This window comes from Ruminococcus sp. RTP21198st1_G1_RTP21198_201120 (genome assembly GCF_040924265.1).
Lineage (GTDB): Bacteria > Bacillota > Clostridia > Oscillospirales > Ruminococcaceae > Hominimerdicola > Hominimerdicola aceti.
On sequence record NZ_JBCOMH010000002.1, the window covers coordinates 81807 to 99299 of the forward strand.

The following is a 17493-nucleotide window of genomic DNA, read 5'->3' on the forward strand; positions in this document are numbered from 1 at the left end:
CTATTAAAAAAAAGTATATGCGTGTTTTTAGAAATTATCCCAGTTCTTGACCTTGTCTTTCTTGTCCATTTGCAGACCAAGATTCTGCAAAAGTTCAGCAGCAGCGTTATAACCCATTTTCTTCTGACGGTTGTTCATTGCAGCAACTTCAAGGATAACAGCAAGGTTTCTGCCCGGCTTTATAGGAATGGTAAGGCTAGGTATTTTTATACCGAGGATAGTAGTATACTCGTTGTCTACGCCCATTCTGTCGTATATCTTTGTGCTGTCCCAAGGCTCAAGTTCTACGATAAGGTCTATCTTCTCGCTTACCTTTACAGCACCCATACCGAACAGACGTCTTGTATTGATGATACCGATACCTCTCAGTTCGAGGAAGTGACGGATATTATCAGGTGAAGAGCCGACAAGCGTTCTGTTTGATGTCTTTCTTATCTCAACGGCATCGTCAGCCACAAGTCTATGACCTCTCTTTACAAGCTCGATAGCGGTCTCGCTCTTACCAACACCACTCTCTCCCACGATAAGGATTCCCTCGCCGTATACTTCGATAAGAACGCCGTGGCGTGTTATTCTTGGAGCAAGTTCAACGTTCAAATAGCCGATAAGTGCGGCGATAAATGCTGTTGTGCTGTCCTGCGTTCTTGCGATAGGCACGCCGTATTTCTTGGCTATCTCAACCATTTCAGGATAAAGTTCATGACCTCTTGCCACGATAAAAAGCGGTATCTTTGTAGCAAAAAGTGCGTCTATCCTCTCATATCTTGTTTTCTCGTCAAGTGAAGCAAGATAAGCAAACTCCATATTTCCGCATATCTGAACACGCTCTGCATTGAAATACTCATAAAATCCCATAAGCTGAAGTCCAGGTCTGTTACAATCATTCTCAGTAACAACAAGGCTGCTGATGTTCTCAGGAGCATAGATTATCTCCATATTAAGCTGTTTGATTATCTCCTCGACAGTAACGCTGAATATCTCTGCCATTGAATATCATTCCTTTCCAGTCAAATTTTATATTCTAAGTAAACCTTTGTTATACATCTCCTGTGCGGCAAGCATAACGCCTGCTTTGCCTGTTGGGTATGTGATACCGCCCTGCAGCCATGCGGCAAACGGCGTTCTTATAGGAGCGTCTGCTGAAAGCTCTATGGACGCACCCATTGTGAATGCTCCTGCCGCCATTATAACCTTGCTGTCATAACCCGGCATATCCCATGCCTCTGGAGTAACATAGCTGTCAACCGGCGAGCCTTTCTGTATTCCCTGACAGAAAGCCACGAGGTTTTCCTCGTTTTCAAGAAGAATAGATGCGATTATATCAGTTCTTGTTTCGCCACTTTCAGGGAGAGTCTTATAGCCAAGCTTTTCAAAGAAACGGCAGGCGAAAACGGAAGTTTTAAGAGCAGAAGCAACCACCTGCGGTGCTAAGAAAAAGCCAAGGAGCATTTCTCTGTTCTGATTAAGTGAACAACCAACTTCCTTGCCCATGCCAACGCAGGTGAGCCTGTCGGCACACTTTTCCACAAGGTCTGCTCTGCCGCAGATATATCCGCCTGTAGAAGCAATTCCACCGCCTGGATTTTTTATAAGCGAGCCTATTATGATATCTGCACCAACGCTCAGTGGCTCTTTTCTTTCAACAAACTCACCGTAACAGTTATCCACCATGACGATTATATCAGGATTAGCTTTCTTTGCTGTTTCTGCTATCTTTCCGATTATCTCCACTGTCAGTGACGGTCTGAGAGAATAACCTCTTGAACGCTGGATATAGGCTATCTTTGCGCCAACGGCTTTCTTTGCTATCTCGTCATAATCAGGGTACATCTCGTCCACCAAGTCTACCTGCTCATACTTTACACCGAAATCAATAAGTGAGCCGTTGCCCTTTTCGCCTCTGATACCGATTATCTCCTCAAGAGTATCATATGGCTTTCCAGTGCAGGCAAGCATTGTGTCTCCGCTTCTAAGCACTCCGAAAAGCGCTGTTGACAGTGCATGAGTGCCGTTCACAAAAGTGTGTCTTACCAAAGCGTCCTCGCCGCCAAGCGCCTGAGCGAACACCTTGTCTATAGTATCTCTGCCCATGTCGCCGTATCCGTAACCTGTTGTGCCTTTAAGACAGCCCTCGCTTACACGATTGTCGATAAAAGCTTTCAGCACTTTCTGTCCGTTATACTCGGCGTTGCTGTCTATTTTCTCAAACATCTCCCTGCACTCATTCTCTGCCTCGGCGGCAAGAGATAAAAGCTTTGGGTCTATATCAAATATACATTCATTCATTTTCAATTCTCTCCAATACAAGATCTATTCCGCAGGCTTTAAAGCCTATCTCCTCATAATAGCTCACTCTATGGGGTCTTGCAAATAATCTGACCTGAAAACCGTCCTGTGTGAGCTTTTCACCTATCCAATACAAAAGCTGTCTTGCATGGAATTTTCCACGCTCCTCGGGTATAGTGCCAACGTGTCCCACAAGTGCCACTCCATCTATGATATACTGTATGGTGGCGGTGGTGTAATCACCCAGCAGGAATGACTGTGAAAGTCCTCTTCTTACTCTGTGGGAAGTATCCGTAAGCCACAGCTCATAGGAATTTTTTATGGCAGGAAAGCATGGTGCAAGTATCCTGAAAACATCATCGAGTTTTGGAAGCTCGTTCACGTCAAGGGGCGGGATATCGTTTTTCGCAACAAAGCTGAACTCCGTCCGCTTGTCGCCCTTATACTCTGCCTTAGTGAGTTCTGCAAGCTTATCTGAATACTCCGCCTCGAACTCCACTGCGGCAGGCTTATTCATAAGAATGAACCCTGCAAGCTCGCCCAATACCTTATCGTCAAATCTCTTATCCTTGAAAGTCGATATCATCATAGAGGCGTTGAATACTGATATGATACCAAGCTTTTCTCCGCTTTCCTCAACGGCATAGAAATGCAGAAAATCATACCCTGTGCCGTATGCCGCAAAGTGCGACTTTATACGCCTTGTATAATTGTTAGGTTTAAGACCGCTCAGCAGTTCTGAGCTGATCTCTTTGGTTTCATAGATCATTTGTTATAAGTCCTATCCAAGATCAATTTTGTAAGAACATAAGCGTTCTCAAAGTCCGCCTTATTTATCACGCAGCTTGGAGAATGAAGATATCTGCAAGGGAGCGACACTGCGGCTGTCTTTACGCCACCACGGGAAACGTGTATCGCACCTGCATCATTTCCTCCTGCCACCATTGTTTTGGTCTGGCACGGCAGACATTTTTCTTCTGCCGCAGAAAATGCAAGCTCAAAAAGCTCACGGTCATACATTGTGTGTCTGTCCATATAAGATACCACAGGACCTTTTCCAAGCTCACATACTCTTTTCTCTCCAGAAGCCGATGGAATATCCGCCGCAGTTGTGGATTCAAGCACCACTGCATAATCAGGCGCAACAGTGAACGCCGCACAGGTCGAGCCACGCAAACCTATCTCTTCCTGCACCACGAAGGTGAAATATGTGTCATACTCCACGCCCTCTTCTATCATTCTGAGCATTATTGCACAGCCTGCTCTGTCGTCTATAGCCTTGCACTTCACGAAGCCCTCGCCGAACTCTACAAAATCGGAAACAAATCTCACACCGTCCCCAAGGCGCACAAGCTTTAAGGCTTCCTCACGGCTGTCAACACCTATATCTATGGTGAGCTTATCAAAAGGCACAGACTTTTTTCTCTCCTCGGCTGTGAGGTTATGGATAGCCTTTCCGCCCACAACGCCAAGGACGTTATTCCTGCCGATTTTGACACGTCTGCCGAAAACAACTCTCGGGTCAACACCGCCAACTGATGACACTTTCAGTGTGCCGTCAGCGTTCACATAGGTGACTATCATGCCAACCTCGTCCATATGAGCAGACACCATTATCTTGTTTTTAGGCGTCTTTTTGCCCTTACAGAAAGCTATGACATTGCCAAGGTTATCCACCCTTATTTCAGCTTTATCGCCTATTTTGTCTATTATATATTCTCTTACCGCTCCCTCGTCGCCTGAAATGCCGTCAAGGAGGCAGAGGTCTTTCAGTTTATCCAACATAAATATCTACACTCTTTTCAGATATTCTGCAATAAGCAGAGCCGTATTATCAATATCATTTATATCCACTATCTCAACAGGCGTGTGCATATGCTTTTCTGGAATTGATATGGTAACGGCTTTTGTTCCGCTTCCGCTCACGCCGATAGCGTCAGCATTCGTGCCTGTTTTTCCGCTCATGACCTCAAGCTGATATGGTATGCCCTTTTCCTCAGCTAGGCTAATAAAGCCATCTGACATCTCTCGTGAAAGGGACGGAGCAATGCCTATCATCGCTCCCTTGCCCATTATGCCGCACTCTTCCTCGCTCTCATAATGAGTCCTAGCAAAGGAAACGTCCACCACTATTGCATAGTCTGCACTGATATCATATGCTGTTGTTTTTGCACCACGCTCGCCAACTTCTTCCTGAGTTGAAAAGCACACTGCGATATTATAAGCTGTCTGCTGACCACCGAGTAGCTCCAAAGTCTTTAGGATAGCCGTACAGCCTGACCTGTCGTCAATTGCTTTAGATGTCACACGGCTTCCTGCGAGCCTTTCAGCTTTGTTTTCTATAAGCACTCTGTCACCAAGGGAAACATACTTTGCTGCATTTTCACGGCTCGTGAAACCTATATCTATGAAAACGCTGTCAAGGTCAGGTGCGACAGAGCTGTCTTTTTCAAGGTGAGGCGGAGTTGAAGTCACGATGCCCGTGAGCTTTTCTTTGCCGTAAACTGTTACCTGCTGAGCCAAAAGAAGCCTTGTATCAAGGCCACCGCAGCCTGATATTTTTAAAAAGCCGTCCTCTGTGATGTATGTGACTATCATGCCTATCTCGTCTATATGGGCGTCAAGAAGCATAACAGGCTTGCCGTCCTCCCAGCTTCCAACCTTGCAGATAACACTGCCAAGAGCGTTATCCAAGGTGACTTCGCCATACTTTTCAAGGAGCTTTGCCGCAGCCTCAGCCGCTGAGCCTTCCGCTCCCGATACACCTGCCGCAGAGCAAAGCTGTGACAGTATCTCAAATGTATCCATAATACATATCCCTGCTTTTTATAAAATTAGAGTTCGTTCACAAGTCGCTTGAAATGTCTGCCTCTTGCCTCAAAGTTAGGATAGAGGTCAAAGCTTGCACAGGCTGGTGAAAGTGTGACAACATCGCCCTTTTCAGCCATTTTCTGAGCAGTAATGACAGCTTCTTCAAGTGTCTTTACTCTCACTATCTTAAGACCGCTTTCAGGATAGAGCGGGCTTTCTGTAACAGCCTTTTCTATCTTGTCTGCTGTCGCACCAAGAAGAATGAGTATCTTTACGTTCTTGTTCACAGGCTCTGCAAGAGGCTCAAAAGGTATCTTCTTGTCATAGCCGCCTGCGATAACAATAAGCTTCTGATTAAATGAATTAAGTCCTGCGATAACTCTTGTAGGGCTTGTTGCGATAGAATCGTTATACCACTTAACACCGTCTATCTCTCTTACAAATTCAATTCTATGCTCAACGCCACCGAAGTTCTTTGCTACCTGAACTATGCTCTGGATAGATACCTCGCCCCATACTGCGGCGATAGCTGTGAGATAGTTCGCAACGTTGTGGATACCAGGTATCCTTATATCGTCCTTGTGCACTATCTCTGTAGTTCTGCCCTTTTCCGTGTAGCAAAGCATACCGTCGTCATTAAGATATGCGCCTGTCTGAACAGGGTGCTTTAGAGAGAATGTGACAAGCTTTCCTCTTACGAGGTCTGCAAGCTTTATGGTTTCCTCGTTATCTTCGTTGAGAACAGTTCTTGAGTATCCGTTCTGATGAGCGATAAGGTTGGCCTTTGCACCGATATACTCCTCCATTGTTCCGTGAACGTTCAGGTGGTTTGGAGTGATGTTTGTGATTGCGGCAACGTTTGGCGACTGTCTCATTGAGATAAGCTGGAAGCTTGAAAGCTCAACCACTGCAACATCGCTGTCTGACATTGTTTCAACTATAGGCAGAAGAGCCTTGCCGATATTTCCACCGATATGGACACGCTTGCCCTCGGCTTTGAGCATTTCGCTGATAAGGGTAGTAGTAGTAGTCTTTCCGTCTGAACCTGTTACACCGTATATCTTGCATGGGCAGAGGTCAAAGAAAGTTTCCATTTCTGATGTAATGGCAACGCCTGCTTTTCTTGCCTTTGTGATAGTTTCATCATTATAGTACATACCAGGTGTTCTGAAAACTATATCGCAGTTGAAGATGATATCAAGATAATGCTCGCCCAATGAGAACTCACAGCCCTTTGCGGAAAGCTCCTCATAGATAAGCTCATCAAATTCGTCCTCTGTCTTTTTGTCGCAGACAACGCATCTTATGCCCTTTGAGAGAAAAAGCTTTATAAGCTCCAGATGACTTACGCCCGTGCCTATGAACGCTACTCTCTTATCTTTTATTTCCATGAAATATCTTTGTGCTTTTGTCATATCATTAACTCCTTCAATAATTCTGTCAGTTGTGTGCAATATACTGCACACATACCTATTCTATTTTATTATATATCATTTTATCCAAAAACGCAAGGACTTTTTTATATATGCAAAAAAAGTTTACCTGTCGTGCAGTTAGCAAACGTTTACTTGATTTTTGTGTCTAAATGTGCCGCAGTAACAGTGTGTTTTTTGTGAAAAGTGAGAAAAATTTATTATTTGCAAAAAAGCTATTGTAAAATCGGGATTTATAAAGTATAATATATGTATATTGGTATGTTTCGTACTGACCTAAGGTCAGACAACAATTAGTATTGGAGGATATGATAATAATGGGTAATGCTGACAATGTATTGTTCGACAATGACTCAAGAGTTGCACCGCTTGGTCTTATTGCTATGGCAGGCGCTTCCGAGCTTGGCAAGAAGGTAGATGGTTATCTTACAAAATGGGCTAATGAAAACGAATTTGTTAAGGATACTTTCCTTGTTGAGGCTGTTTGTCCTAGATTTTCTTCCGGCGACGGCAAGGGCCTTATCAAGTCATCTATCAGAGGCGACGATCTTTTCATTCTCTGCGACGTAGGAAACTATAGCTGCACATACAACTATTTCGGCAGGGAAAACTGTATGTCACCTGACGATCATTATCAGGATCTTAAAAGAATAATTCAGGCTGCAGGCGGTAAGGCTCACAGAATAAACATCATCATGCCTTCCCTTTACGGCGGCAGACAGCACAGAAGAAACTACAGAGAATCTCTTGACTGTGCAGTTGCTCTTCAGGAGCTTCAGTCTATGGGCGTTTCAAATATCCTTACTTTTGACGCTCACGATCCAAGAGTACAGAACGCTGTTCCGCTCATGGGTCTTGACAACATAATCCCTTCCTATCAGGTTCTCAAGGCAATGTTTAAAAACCTTTCAGATTTCAGACCTGACAAAGATCACTTCATGATAATCTCTCCTGACGAGGGCGCTATCAACAGAAATATGTACTACGCTTCTGTTCTGGGCGTAAACCTCGGTATGTTCTATAAGAGAAGAGATTATTCAACTATCATCGACGGAAGAAACCCTATCGTTGCTCACGAGTATATGGGTAATGACGTTGCCGGCAAGGACGTTTTCATTGCTGACGACATCATCTCATCAGGCGAGTCTATGCTGGATATCGCTGTAGAGCTTAAAAAGCGCAAGGCTAACAAGATCTACTGCTATGCTACTTATCCTATTTTCACAAACGGTCTTGAGTCATTCAACAAGGCTTATGCTGACGGCATCATCGACGGCGTATTCGGTACGAACCTCACATACAGAACTCCTGAGCTGCTTTCAAGCCCATGGTTCTACGAGGTAGACTGCTCTAAGTACATTGCTTACTTCATTGCATCACTCAATCATGACAAGTCTATCTCACAGGTCATCGACCCACACACAAAGATCGAAGCTCTGCTGAAAAAATACGGCATAAAGTAAATTCAATACACAACGATAAAGTTCGGGGCGGACGGCTGTCCCGAACTTTTTTTTATATGAGGAGAAGATAAAATGATATTTGCAGGGATAGTTGCAGGAGGCTGTGGCTCTAGGGTAAAAAGTGCGGTTATACCAAAGCAGTTTATAGAGATAGGCGGAGTGCCTGTTATCGTCAGAACAGTGAGAGCGTTTCTTGCAGTGGAAGAGATAGATATGGTTTATGTAGGCATAAAACCTGACTGGCACGAATACACTAACGAGCTTTTTGAACGCTTCGGGATAGACAAAGAGCGTATAAGAGTCATAGACGGCGGACCTGACAGAAACGGCACTGTAATGAACATAGCTGAGGCAATAGTCGCTGAACATGGTGAGAATGAGGGGGACATAATACTCACCCATGACGCTGTAAGACCATTTGTGACGGAGAAAATAATAAAGGACAATATCGAGGCGATGAGGGAACATTCCGCCTGCGGAACTTATATGCCTGCGGCTGATACCATAATAAGATCTGACGGTGAAAAGGTCAGGGAAACGCTTAACAGAAGCGAGCTTTATCAGGCGCAAACTCCGCAAACTTTCAGACTTGGGGATCTGAGAAGGAATTATTATTCGCTTAGCGAGGAGCAAAATAAAAAGCTGACGGACACTTGTTCTGTGTTTACAGCTTGTAATGAGGATATATACCTTGTCGTCGGGGACGCATTGAATTTCAAGATAACCACAGATAGCGATTTAAAAATGGCGAATGCACTTGCAGAGTTAAATGAGAAATGAGAAATAAATCAAGGCGGTGTTGGAGAACAATCTCTGCACCGCTTTTTTCTATACCCTACCATGCTTTGTGCTGTTTTCAGCATAAATAAGATCACGTCCAAAACGAATATTCTCACAAAGCTTGTCAATAATAACAAACGAAAAGTTTCGCAAAGCTTATCTGTTGTTCAAAAAGTCAATAGCCATGCCTGCAGGCAGTACACCTTTTGTGCATACCTATAAAATATATTAGATATGCCTAACTAAGATTGACATACGGCTTCGCGCGTGGTAAAATAAATGTGGTTAGTAGCTACTAACCTCGTGAGAATAGATCATGCAGACTTCTCTATGATGACAAGAGCGAAATGTCATCAGCCCGAATGGTGGTGCGTTCGGGTAGTCTGCATAATATTAAAAAGGAGCTTATATTATGAACTATCTTGAGATCGTAAAAGTAATCGGACGTGAAATTCTGGATTCCAGAGGAAACCCAACCGTTGAAGCTGAGGTATATCTCGCAGACGGAACAGTGGGCAGAGGCACTGCACCAAGCGGTGCGTCAACAGGCGAGTTTGAGGCCCTTGAGCTTCGTGACGGCGATAAGGGCAGATATGGCGGAAAGGGCGTAACAAAGGCAGTTGAGAACATCAACACTGCTATCAATGACGCTGTCTGCGGACTTGACGCTTCTGACATCTATGCCGTTGATAAGGCTATGATAAAGGCTGACGGCACTAAGGATAAGTCAAAGCTTGGTGCTAACGCTATCCTCGCTGTTTCTATCGCTGCTGCAAGAGCGGCTTCTATCTCTCTTGATATCCCTCTCTACAGATTTCTCGGCGGCATTTCAGGAAACAGACTTCCTGTTCCTATGATGAACATTCTTAACGGTGGCGCTCATGCTGCAAACACTGTTGACGTTCAGGAATTTATGATAATGCCCGTTGGTGCACCAAGCTTTAAGGAAGCGCTCCGCTGGTGCGCTGAGGTTTTCCACGCTCTGGCTGCACTGCTTAAATCAAAGGGACTTGCTACTTCTGTAGGCGACGAGGGTGGCTTCGCTCCTGACCTTGCAAGCGACGAGGAAGCTATCCAGTATATACTCGAAGCTGTTAAGAACGCAGGCTATGAGCCGGGTAAGGACTTCATGATAGCAATGGACGCTGCTTCAAGCGAGTGGAAAGGCTCAAAGAAGGGCGAGTACGTTCTTCCAAAGGCCGGAACAAAGTTCACATCTGCTGAGCTTATCGAACACTGGAAGAAACTCGTTGAAAAATACCCTATCATCTCTATCGAGGACGCTCTCGACGAAGAAGATTGGGAGGGCTGGCAGCTTCTCACTAAGGAGCTTGGCGGCAAGGTGCAGCTCGTTGGCGACGACCTGTTCGTAACAAATACAGAAAGACTTGCAAAGGGCATCAGCCTTGGCTGCGGTAACTCTATCCTTATCAAGCTCAATCAGATAGGCTCAGTTTCTGAAACACTTGAGGCTATCAAAATGGCTCATAAGGCAGGCTACACTGCGATTTCTTCACACCGTTCAGGTGAAACAGCAGACACAACTATCGCTGACCTTGCAGTTGCTCTTAACACTTGTCAGATAAAGACAGGCGCACCAAGCAGAAGTGAGCGTGTTGCAAAGTACAATCAGCTTCTCAGAATTGAGGAAGAACTTGGCGAAAGCGCTGTTTATCCACAAATGGGCGCATTTAACGTAACCAGATAGTTTTTTGTCATATATGAATCAAGCTAAAAGCTTGAAAAAAAGCAGTCCACAGGGGCTGCTTTTTTTGTTGGATAAATGCAGTGTAGTGGCGTCCTGATGTCGCTCGCTCATCACCACTTGCTTGTCCATTTATCATCACATATAACAGACATAAAAAATCACGCCCTAACAAAGTAAGGCGTGATCTTGACTAAGGATATTTCCCTAGTGGTGAGCTATCGGGGATTCGAACCCCGGACCCTTTGATTAAAAGTCAAATGCTCTGCCAACTGAGCTAATAACTCATATCGTCCTGCAACGACTTAATTATTATATCAAATTCCTATCAGTTTGTCAAGTGTTTTCGTGAGATTTTTTCACTTTTTCCAAACTGCACATATTTATTCCCCATTTGGCATACTTTTATGCGTTTTCTAACAAAAAAAACGCCCCTGAAAATCAAGGGCGTTTTATCTGCAAAACTTTAAGATCAGTTTATCTTGTTGCCGCAGTTAGGGCAGAACTGATTTCCAGCCGGAACTTTGCCTCCGCAAGTAGGGCAGAACTTTTCACCCTGTGGTGCGGCCTGAGCCTGTGGCTGTGCATATGTCTGCTGTGGAGCGTTCTGCTGTGGAACAGAACCTGCATACTTCTTGAAAAGTGCATAGATACCGCAGATAACAAGAAGAACAAATGCTATCCAGAACAGTACATACATGAATGTGTAGAAACCGCCATACAGCTTGCTCATACCTGAAAGATAGCTTCCTGCTGCATATGTAACTGCAAGACCCAGAACAACACCTGCACCAGTAGTTACCGGCTTGAGGTACTTGTCAGCAATTTTGAAAAAATCGTTCATTAGAGAATGCCTCCTAATTTAATAATATATATTTATTATACAATCGTTATGTCATAAAGTCAATAGATTCGAGTAAAATTTTTCACTTGTTTACGTTTCTATTTGTTTGCTGTAATGACAGAAATAAGCATAAAATCGCTATTTTCTTTACCCTCTGTGTCAATAACTATCTCAACGGTGTGTTCTCCCTTTGCTCCGCTGTATATCTCATCAAGACAGCAAAGGTCTCCCCAATCCTCGTCAAAGTTTGCGTCAAGAAGAACCTTGTTCTGCCTGTCACCGTCTATGACAGCATATGCAACAGGCGCAGGCTTGTTGATAGTCTTTCTGTATTGCAGCATTATAATACTTCCACTCACGTTGAATTTAATACAACTTCCCTGCTTGTGAGCTATCCAACCGCCCTTGAATGGATCGCTCCACTGCTCTGCCGCATGAGTATCAGGCTCAAAGCCCTCCATAACGGGCGAACAGCTATAGTTCTGAAAACGCTGTGCGTCCTCATATCTGCTTGCTGTAAATGGCTCAGGGAGTGAAGGCTTCTTCTCTGCACCAAGCTTCTTATAGTATGAATATTCTGTATCAAGCAGATTGCAGATAAGATCAGCTATCATCTTGTGACCTAAGTCTGTAGGGTGGAGCATATCCGCTGTGTAGTCTGCAAGACAAACGTTTCCAAGCTGTATCTCAGGGAAAATGTAGTTTCTTACACTGACGATAGGCAGGTCATAGTGCAGACCGATAGCGTTATGTATACCCTGTGCATTTGTGCCTGTATCGTAAAAAAGATTGTTTATAAGCACAACCGCCTTGACGCTCTCAGCTTTCAGCAGACGTCTTACAAGGCTCTCGTATGTTTCCATAAATAGGGGCGAACTGCTGTCGTTTACCGAAAACTCAACGAAAACAAGGTCTGGCTGTTTGTCAAGGACGTGTTCCTGCACTCTTGCCACCCCAAACTGCGAGGTAGTTGCACCAATACCAGCATTGAAGTAGCTTATCTCAGCGTCAGGAAAATTCGTCTGCCACCATTTTGCACTGCGGTCAACATATCTTAACTCAGTCTTTGTAGCATTACAGCCCATTGTTATCGAGCCACCCAAATAAACAATGTTAAGCTTTTTTTCATTCTCTATCTTTTTGAATACCTGTGGAAGATAACCCATACTGCCGATATTCATGATAGATACGTTTTTGTCCGTCATATCCATTTCTCCTTTTATTTCTATAATGGTCTATTATAGTATTATAGCATTTTTTAAAACAAAAGTAAATCATAACGGGCAAAAATATTTTGCTTTAAGCTACAAAAAGCGGTAATGATTTTTGTTAAAATCGTGCAATGTAGATGTTGACGAAAAGTAATGATATGTTGTATAATAAAGAATAAATATAAAATATGAAGAAAGAAGTGTTCATAATGCACGATTTTAAGGCACTCTGCCGTCAGGCACACACATTAGTAATATTCAAGAGCTTACATGAAGTTCCTGTCTTTGAAAAGCTACTTGAAACACTTGCTGTATGCGAATCTGACAGCGACATGGCTATAGAAAAATACTCAGATTTTGTGGCTGAGCTTTTTGCATATTCGGATAATCTTACAGAATATATGCTCAAGCTGGTTCTTGAAAATGAAAACCTTTTTATGCTTAAAAAGGGAGAAGGCAAGGAGACAGGTGCGCTTTTGGAGGAATGTCTTGCAAACGAGCTTGCCGTTATCGAGGAGCTTTCACAGATACCAAGTGACGAGATAATCTCAAAGATAGACTATGACGGCTTTCTGCCGAGATATGCTACACAAAAGCTTGACTTCTCGCAGATATATGCCGACCGTATACACGCTATTGGACAGTACGGATATGGCATTTACTCACAGTATCATGTATTTGTCATAAAAGACGGAAAGATAGTTCCGGTTGAATATCCTGATGACATAAAGCTTTCCGACCTGCACAATTACGAGCGTGAGCGTCAGGAGGTCATAAATAACACTCTTGCGCTTTTGAAAGGCAAGCCTGCCAACAACGTTCTGCTTTATGGTGACTGCGGTACAGGCAAGTCCTCAACTGTCAAGGCCATAGCAAACGAATATGCCTGCAAGGGTCTCAGACTTATCGAGCTTAAAAAGAAACAGCTCCATGAGATACCAGCCATTGTAGAAACGGTAAGCAAAAATCCATTGAAGTTCATTATCTTCATAGACGACCTTTCATTCACAGAGGACGATGATGATTTTGCGGCACTGAAAGCTATCCTCGAGGGAAGCGTTTCATCAACTGCGGACAATCTCTGCATTTATGCTACCTCAAACAGAAGACATCTTGTACACGAGACGTTCTCCTCACGAGAGGGTGACGAGATACACTTCAAAGACACTATGCAGGAGCTTCTTTCACTGTCAGACCGTTTTGGACTTACTGTCACATATCAGAAGCCTGACAAGAAGATTTACCTTGATGTAGTTGAGAAACTTGCAAAGCAATACGAGCTTAAAACTCCTATTGATGAGGTGCTTCAAAAGGCTGAGGCTTATGCGCTTTCGAGAGCAGGACGTTCACCGAGAGTTGCAAAGCAGTTCGTGGAATACATGAAGGGCATGGAAGACTAATAAATATATTCTGACGATATTCAGGAGGAATTATCATGACAAAGCAACCGAAGTGGCTTGACAACGCAGTTTTCTACGAGATCTATCCACAATCGTTCAATGACACAAACTCAGACGGTATCGGTGATATCAAGGGTATTACAGAAAAACTTGACTATATCTGCGAGCTGGGGTGTAACGCTATTTGGATAAACCCATGCTTCAAATCACCTTTTGGCGATGCAGGCTATGACGTTGAGGACTATTACACAGTCGCTCCACGTTATGGCACTAACGAGGACTTGGTTGAACTATTTAACGAGGCTCACAAGCGTGGTATGCACGTCCTCCTTGACCTTGTACCTGGTCATACTGCCGTTACTCACAAGTGGTTTAAGGAATCAATGAAAGCCAAGAGGAACGAGTTCACAGACCGCTATGTGTGGACAGACAGCATATGGGTAGAGCCTGACGGCATGGCTAGTATCCGTGGTATCTCCGACAGGGACGGCTCATGTGCCGTGAATTTCTTCTCACATCAGCCTGCACTTAACTACGGCTATCATAAGCCTGATCCTAATAAAAAGTGGCAGCAGTCTATGAATGACGAGGGTCCAAGAGCTACACTTGAAGCTCTCAAGGATATAATGCGTTTTTGGCTCAGTGCCGGTGCAGACGGATTCAGAGTGGATATGGCAGGCTCTCTTGTAAAGAATGACGAGAACGGCAAAGGCACTATCGCACTTTGGCAAAACGTAAGAGAATTTCTTGATAAGGAGTTTCCATATGCCGCTATGGTATCAGAGTGGGGAGAACCTGACAAGTCAATAATTGGTGGCTTCCATATGGACTTTCTGTTGCACTTTGGTCCGTCACATTATAATGACCTTTTCCGCTGTGAAGAGCCTTATTTCTCAAAGCGTGGCAAGGGTTCGGCTAAAGAATTTGTTGAAGCATACAAAACCAATTATGCCAAGACAGACGGCAAGGGTCTTATCTGTATCCCGTCAGGCAACCACGATATGGACAGACTTGCAAGAACCCTTGATACAGACGAAATGCGTGTTGCATTTGCTTTCCTGCTCACAATGCCGGGCGCACCGTTTATCTACTATGGTGACGAAATAGGCATGAGATATGTGGAGAATCTGACATCAGTTGAGGGTGGCTATGGCAGAACTGGCTCACGTTCGCCTATGCAGTGGAACAAGGGGCTTAATGCAGGCTTCTCATCAGCTAAGGCTGAAATGCTCTATGTACCGCTGGACAGCAGTAAGGACAGACCTGACGCTGAAAGCCAATCCAAGGACAGCACATCACTTAGAAGCGAAGTCAAAGGGCTTATAAGCTTCAGGCAGAAAAATCCTGCATTGCAAAGCAGGGGCGAGATAGAGTTTTTGTCAAGCGGATATCCTCTGGTATACAGACGTAAGGGCGAGGGACAGAGCATACTTGCGGTCATAAATCCAAAGGACGAAACGATAGAGATCAAAAACGTCAATGGTAAGATAATTTATACAGTAGGTCATGGCGCAAGCCTTGAAAACGGAAAGCTCATTATTAAAGGCTCGGCCGCTGTATTTGTTGAAGAATAAAATAACATAAAAGAGGTCAGGGACACATTCCTTGACCTCTTTTGTTATGCCGTCTAAAGTTTATCCGCCGTTGTCAGAGCATACTCCGAAACTCCGTTGGAGTTTTTCCAAAGTGCATTTTAAACCGCTTCATAAAACCATATTCATTAGTATAACCGCACCTCTCAGCTACTTCCCTTACGCTGAGATTTGTTGTTGCAAGAAGCTGACTGGCTCTTTCCATTCGTGCGCTTATAACGTCTGTCATGACGCTCACTCCAAACATTTTCTTATACATATGCTGAAAACTTGACCTGCTTATACCCATATCCCATGCCATGCTGCCTACGTCTGCGATGTCCTCAGGCATTGCGTATATATATGCTCTGAGCTGCATAAAGCGGCTGTTCCTGTCAGTAATAATACAGGACTTCTTGTCTGTACACTTTAGCTGTCTTGCAAGCTTTAACAAAAAGATCTCCATATAGCACCGTGTTACTTCCTCATGCCCCTCTTTCATGAGCTGATACTCATATGCCACCGAACGCATTATCTGACTAAGCTCATCAATATTTCCAAGGTATACCAGTGTATCTTTTGGAACATCAAGCCTTTCAAATTTTTCATTATCGCCCTGCTCATAATTGAAATACAGCCAATCATCGGTATAAAACTCTTCTGCGGCATGGTATTTCACAGGGGTATCCGGTGAAAGCAGGATAAAAGAATTTTTCTCCGCCCTATGCTCGATACCATTTATAACGAACACCGATGGTTCTTTTATGAGCAATATAAGGGGACAGCCCACCCCGTGAGGGCAATCCATAATAAAATCTTTTCTATGGCGATAATTATAGCCGACCGCACCCACAAGCATTCTGATTCCTCCCTGCTTTTATCAACTTTATTTTACCACACCGCTACATTCTTGTCAACGAAAAAAGAGCAGACGCTTTGTTCTGCTCTTCTTTCACATAATTCTATAATAGTATTACAATTATCCCCAATAGGTTCTCCAAACATTGAAGTAACCCCAAGGAATTTTAAATGAGTAAGCTATCTTGCTGCTGTTTGTCTTGTAGCTTCTGTTGCACCAGAAGTAAACATTATAGTCATTAGCAATACCGTTAAGGTGAGTTTTGCCATATACTGCACCAAAAACAGCCTGCTTTACTCTTCTGGAAACGTTTGAATAATTTGCTCCGTCCCTTGAAAGCTGTGCAGATGACATAAATCCGCCGCTCCTATAAATAATATCCTGAACATTGTTATATCTTGCATAGTAGGACTTCCACATTGCATTCTTTGTGTACTTTGCGGCAACATACTGGTTTGCAACACAATCTGCAACATAAACGATAGGCTTATCCCACTCTGAACCTGACATCTTACCAACCTCATGATAAACTATACGGCACATTGCTTCCCAGCCTGCCTTATTGAAGTCCATTCTTGCTGTCTTTATTGTCTGTGTCTTTGAGTAAGCAGAAGCGGCAGAGCCATTTACAGCCTTTACTCTGAACTGATATGAAGTCGTTCTCTGAAGACCTGTAACAGTGCAGTTCGTGTTCTTGACTGTCTTGTATTTCTTCCAACTCTTATATTTGCCACCCTTGATGTATAGCTCATATTTTGAAGCACCTTTTACCTTGCTCCAATGCACCTTGATAGTGTTTGTCTGCTTGTTATACGGATGAGTGAACTCACTTCCATAGTTTATCTGAGCGGTCATCTTAGGAGTCGAAAGCTTTGCCGCAGCAGCATCGGCACTAAATCCCTCTGTCATTACCAAAAATGTCATAAGCGCTGCAATAAACATCACTATAACTTTCAGTGACTTATTCTTTGCTGAAATAAAACTTGTTGAATGATCCATTAATAATACGGCTTTACAACGCATACACGCTGCATTGCCAATTCACACCCTTTCTTTTAATTAGCGGCGGTCATGTCTGTGCCGCTATTTAATTTTATTACGGTCGATTAAAATTATGTATCAATCTGTAA

At 43.7% G+C, this 17493-nt stretch carries 15 protein-coding genes and 1 tRNA gene; 5 read left to right on the forward strand and 11 right to left on the reverse strand.

Annotated features, from left to right (window positions below):
* Positions 1 to 27: 27 nt before the first annotated feature.
* From hprK to murD, 6 genes are read right to left on the reverse strand one after another with little or no spacing between them, the layout of a single operon-like run.
* The gene (gene hprK / locus AB5627_RS01795) at positions 28 to 987 is read right to left on the reverse strand and encodes an HPr(Ser) kinase/phosphatase (RefSeq protein WP_022286731.1); all 960 of its coding nucleotides are present in this window, start codon (positions 985 to 987) and stop codon (positions 28 to 30) included.
* Between the two features lie 27 nt (positions 988 to 1014).
* The gene (locus AB5627_RS01800; protein WP_022286730.1) at positions 1015 to 2286 is read right to left on the reverse strand and encodes a methionine gamma-lyase family protein; all 1272 of its coding nucleotides are present in this window, start codon (positions 2284 to 2286) and stop codon (positions 1015 to 1017) included.
* Positions 2279 to 3055, reverse strand: a complete 777-nt coding sequence (locus AB5627_RS01805; protein WP_117856374.1) for a hypothetical protein — start codon at positions 3053 to 3055, stop codon at positions 2279 to 2281. The genes AB5627_RS01800 and AB5627_RS01805 overlap by 8 nt, the downstream gene beginning before the upstream one ends.
* Positions 3052 to 4071 carry a M42 family metallopeptidase gene (locus AB5627_RS01810; protein ID WP_368369636.1) on the reverse strand — a complete coding sequence of 340 codons (1020 nt, stop codon included), beginning with the start codon at positions 4069 to 4071 and terminating at the stop codon, positions 3052 to 3054. Before AB5627_RS01810 ends, AB5627_RS01805 begins: the two co-directional genes overlap by 4 nt.
* A 6-nt stretch (positions 4072 to 4077) precedes the next feature.
* Positions 4078 to 5094 (reverse strand): M42 family peptidase, encoded by a 1017-nt coding sequence (locus AB5627_RS01815; RefSeq protein ID WP_368369637.1) that lies wholly within the window; start codon positions 5092 to 5094, stop codon positions 4078 to 4080.
* A 26-nt stretch (positions 5095 to 5120) separates the two neighbouring features.
* Entirely contained in the window at positions 5121 to 6512 is a 1392-nt protein-coding gene (murD, locus tag AB5627_RS01820) for a UDP-N-acetylmuramoyl-L-alanine--D-glutamate ligase (RefSeq protein ID WP_301543789.1), read from the reverse strand.
* A 335-nt stretch (positions 6513 to 6847) separates the two neighbouring features.
* Here murD and AB5627_RS01825 point away from each other — a divergent pair, with 335 nt between their 5' ends.
* The 3 genes from AB5627_RS01825 (at position 6848) to eno (ending at position 10481) form a co-directional block, all read left to right on the forward strand.
* Positions 6848 to 7993 carry a ribose-phosphate pyrophosphokinase gene (locus AB5627_RS01825; protein ID WP_022286725.1) on the forward strand — a complete coding sequence of 382 codons (1146 nt, stop codon included), beginning with the start codon at positions 6848 to 6850 and terminating at the stop codon, positions 7991 to 7993.
* Between the two features lie 72 nt (positions 7994 to 8065).
* Entirely contained in the window at positions 8066 to 8773 is a 708-nt protein-coding gene (locus tag AB5627_RS01830; protein WP_022286724.1) for a 2-C-methyl-D-erythritol 4-phosphate cytidylyltransferase, read from the forward strand.
* Positions 8774 to 9185: 412 nt separating this feature from the next.
* Complete coding sequence (gene eno / locus AB5627_RS01835) at positions 9186 to 10481, forward strand: phosphopyruvate hydratase (protein ID WP_117927404.1); 1296 nt, start codon at positions 9186 to 9188, stop codon at positions 10479 to 10481.
* A gap of 208 nt (positions 10482 to 10689) precedes the next feature.
* On the opposite strand, the gene AB5627_RS01840 is transcribed toward eno, so the two are convergent.
* The 3 genes from AB5627_RS01840 to AB5627_RS01850 all read right to left on the reverse strand — a co-directional run bounded on the left by AB5627_RS01840 (position 10690) and on the right by AB5627_RS01850 (position 12527).
* Positions 10690 to 10765: transfer RNA gene (locus tag AB5627_RS01840), tRNA-Lys, on the reverse strand.
* A 185-nt stretch (positions 10766 to 10950) separates the two neighbouring features.
* Positions 10951 to 11322 carry a zinc-ribbon domain-containing protein gene (locus AB5627_RS01845; RefSeq protein WP_022286722.1) on the reverse strand — a complete coding sequence of 124 codons (372 nt, stop codon included), beginning with the start codon at positions 11320 to 11322 and terminating at the stop codon, positions 10951 to 10953.
* 98 nt (positions 11323 to 11420) lie between these two features.
* Positions 11421 to 12527: an SGNH/GDSL hydrolase family protein gene (locus tag AB5627_RS01850; protein WP_022286721.1), complete on the reverse strand. Its 1107-nt coding sequence runs from the start codon at positions 12525 to 12527 to the stop codon at positions 11421 to 11423.
* A gap of 215 nt (positions 12528 to 12742) precedes the next feature.
* Between AB5627_RS01850 and AB5627_RS01855 the strand changes: the two genes are divergently transcribed.
* Complete coding sequence (locus tag AB5627_RS01855; protein ID WP_038671682.1) at positions 12743 to 13933, forward strand: ATP-binding protein; 1191 nt, start codon at positions 12743 to 12745, stop codon at positions 13931 to 13933.
* Between the two features lie 35 nt (positions 13934 to 13968).
* The gene (locus AB5627_RS01860; RefSeq protein ID WP_368369638.1) at positions 13969 to 15507 is read left to right on the forward strand and encodes an alpha-amylase family glycosyl hydrolase; all 1539 of its coding nucleotides are present in this window, start codon (positions 13969 to 13971) and stop codon (positions 15505 to 15507) included.
* A 73-nt stretch (positions 15508 to 15580) separates the two neighbouring features.
* On the opposite strand, the gene AB5627_RS01865 is transcribed toward AB5627_RS01860, so the two are convergent.
* Together AB5627_RS01865 and AB5627_RS01870 are read right to left on the reverse strand one after the other, a co-directional pair.
* Entirely contained in the window at positions 15581 to 16363 is a 783-nt protein-coding gene (locus AB5627_RS01865; protein ID WP_022286718.1) for an AraC family transcriptional regulator, read from the reverse strand.
* Positions 16364 to 16483: 120 nt separating this feature from the next.
* A complete protein-coding gene (locus tag AB5627_RS01870) occupies positions 16484 to 17362 on the reverse strand; it encodes a fibronectin type III domain-containing protein (RefSeq protein WP_022286717.1) in 879 nt (292 codons plus the stop codon).
* Positions 17363 to 17493: the final 131 nt, after the last annotated feature.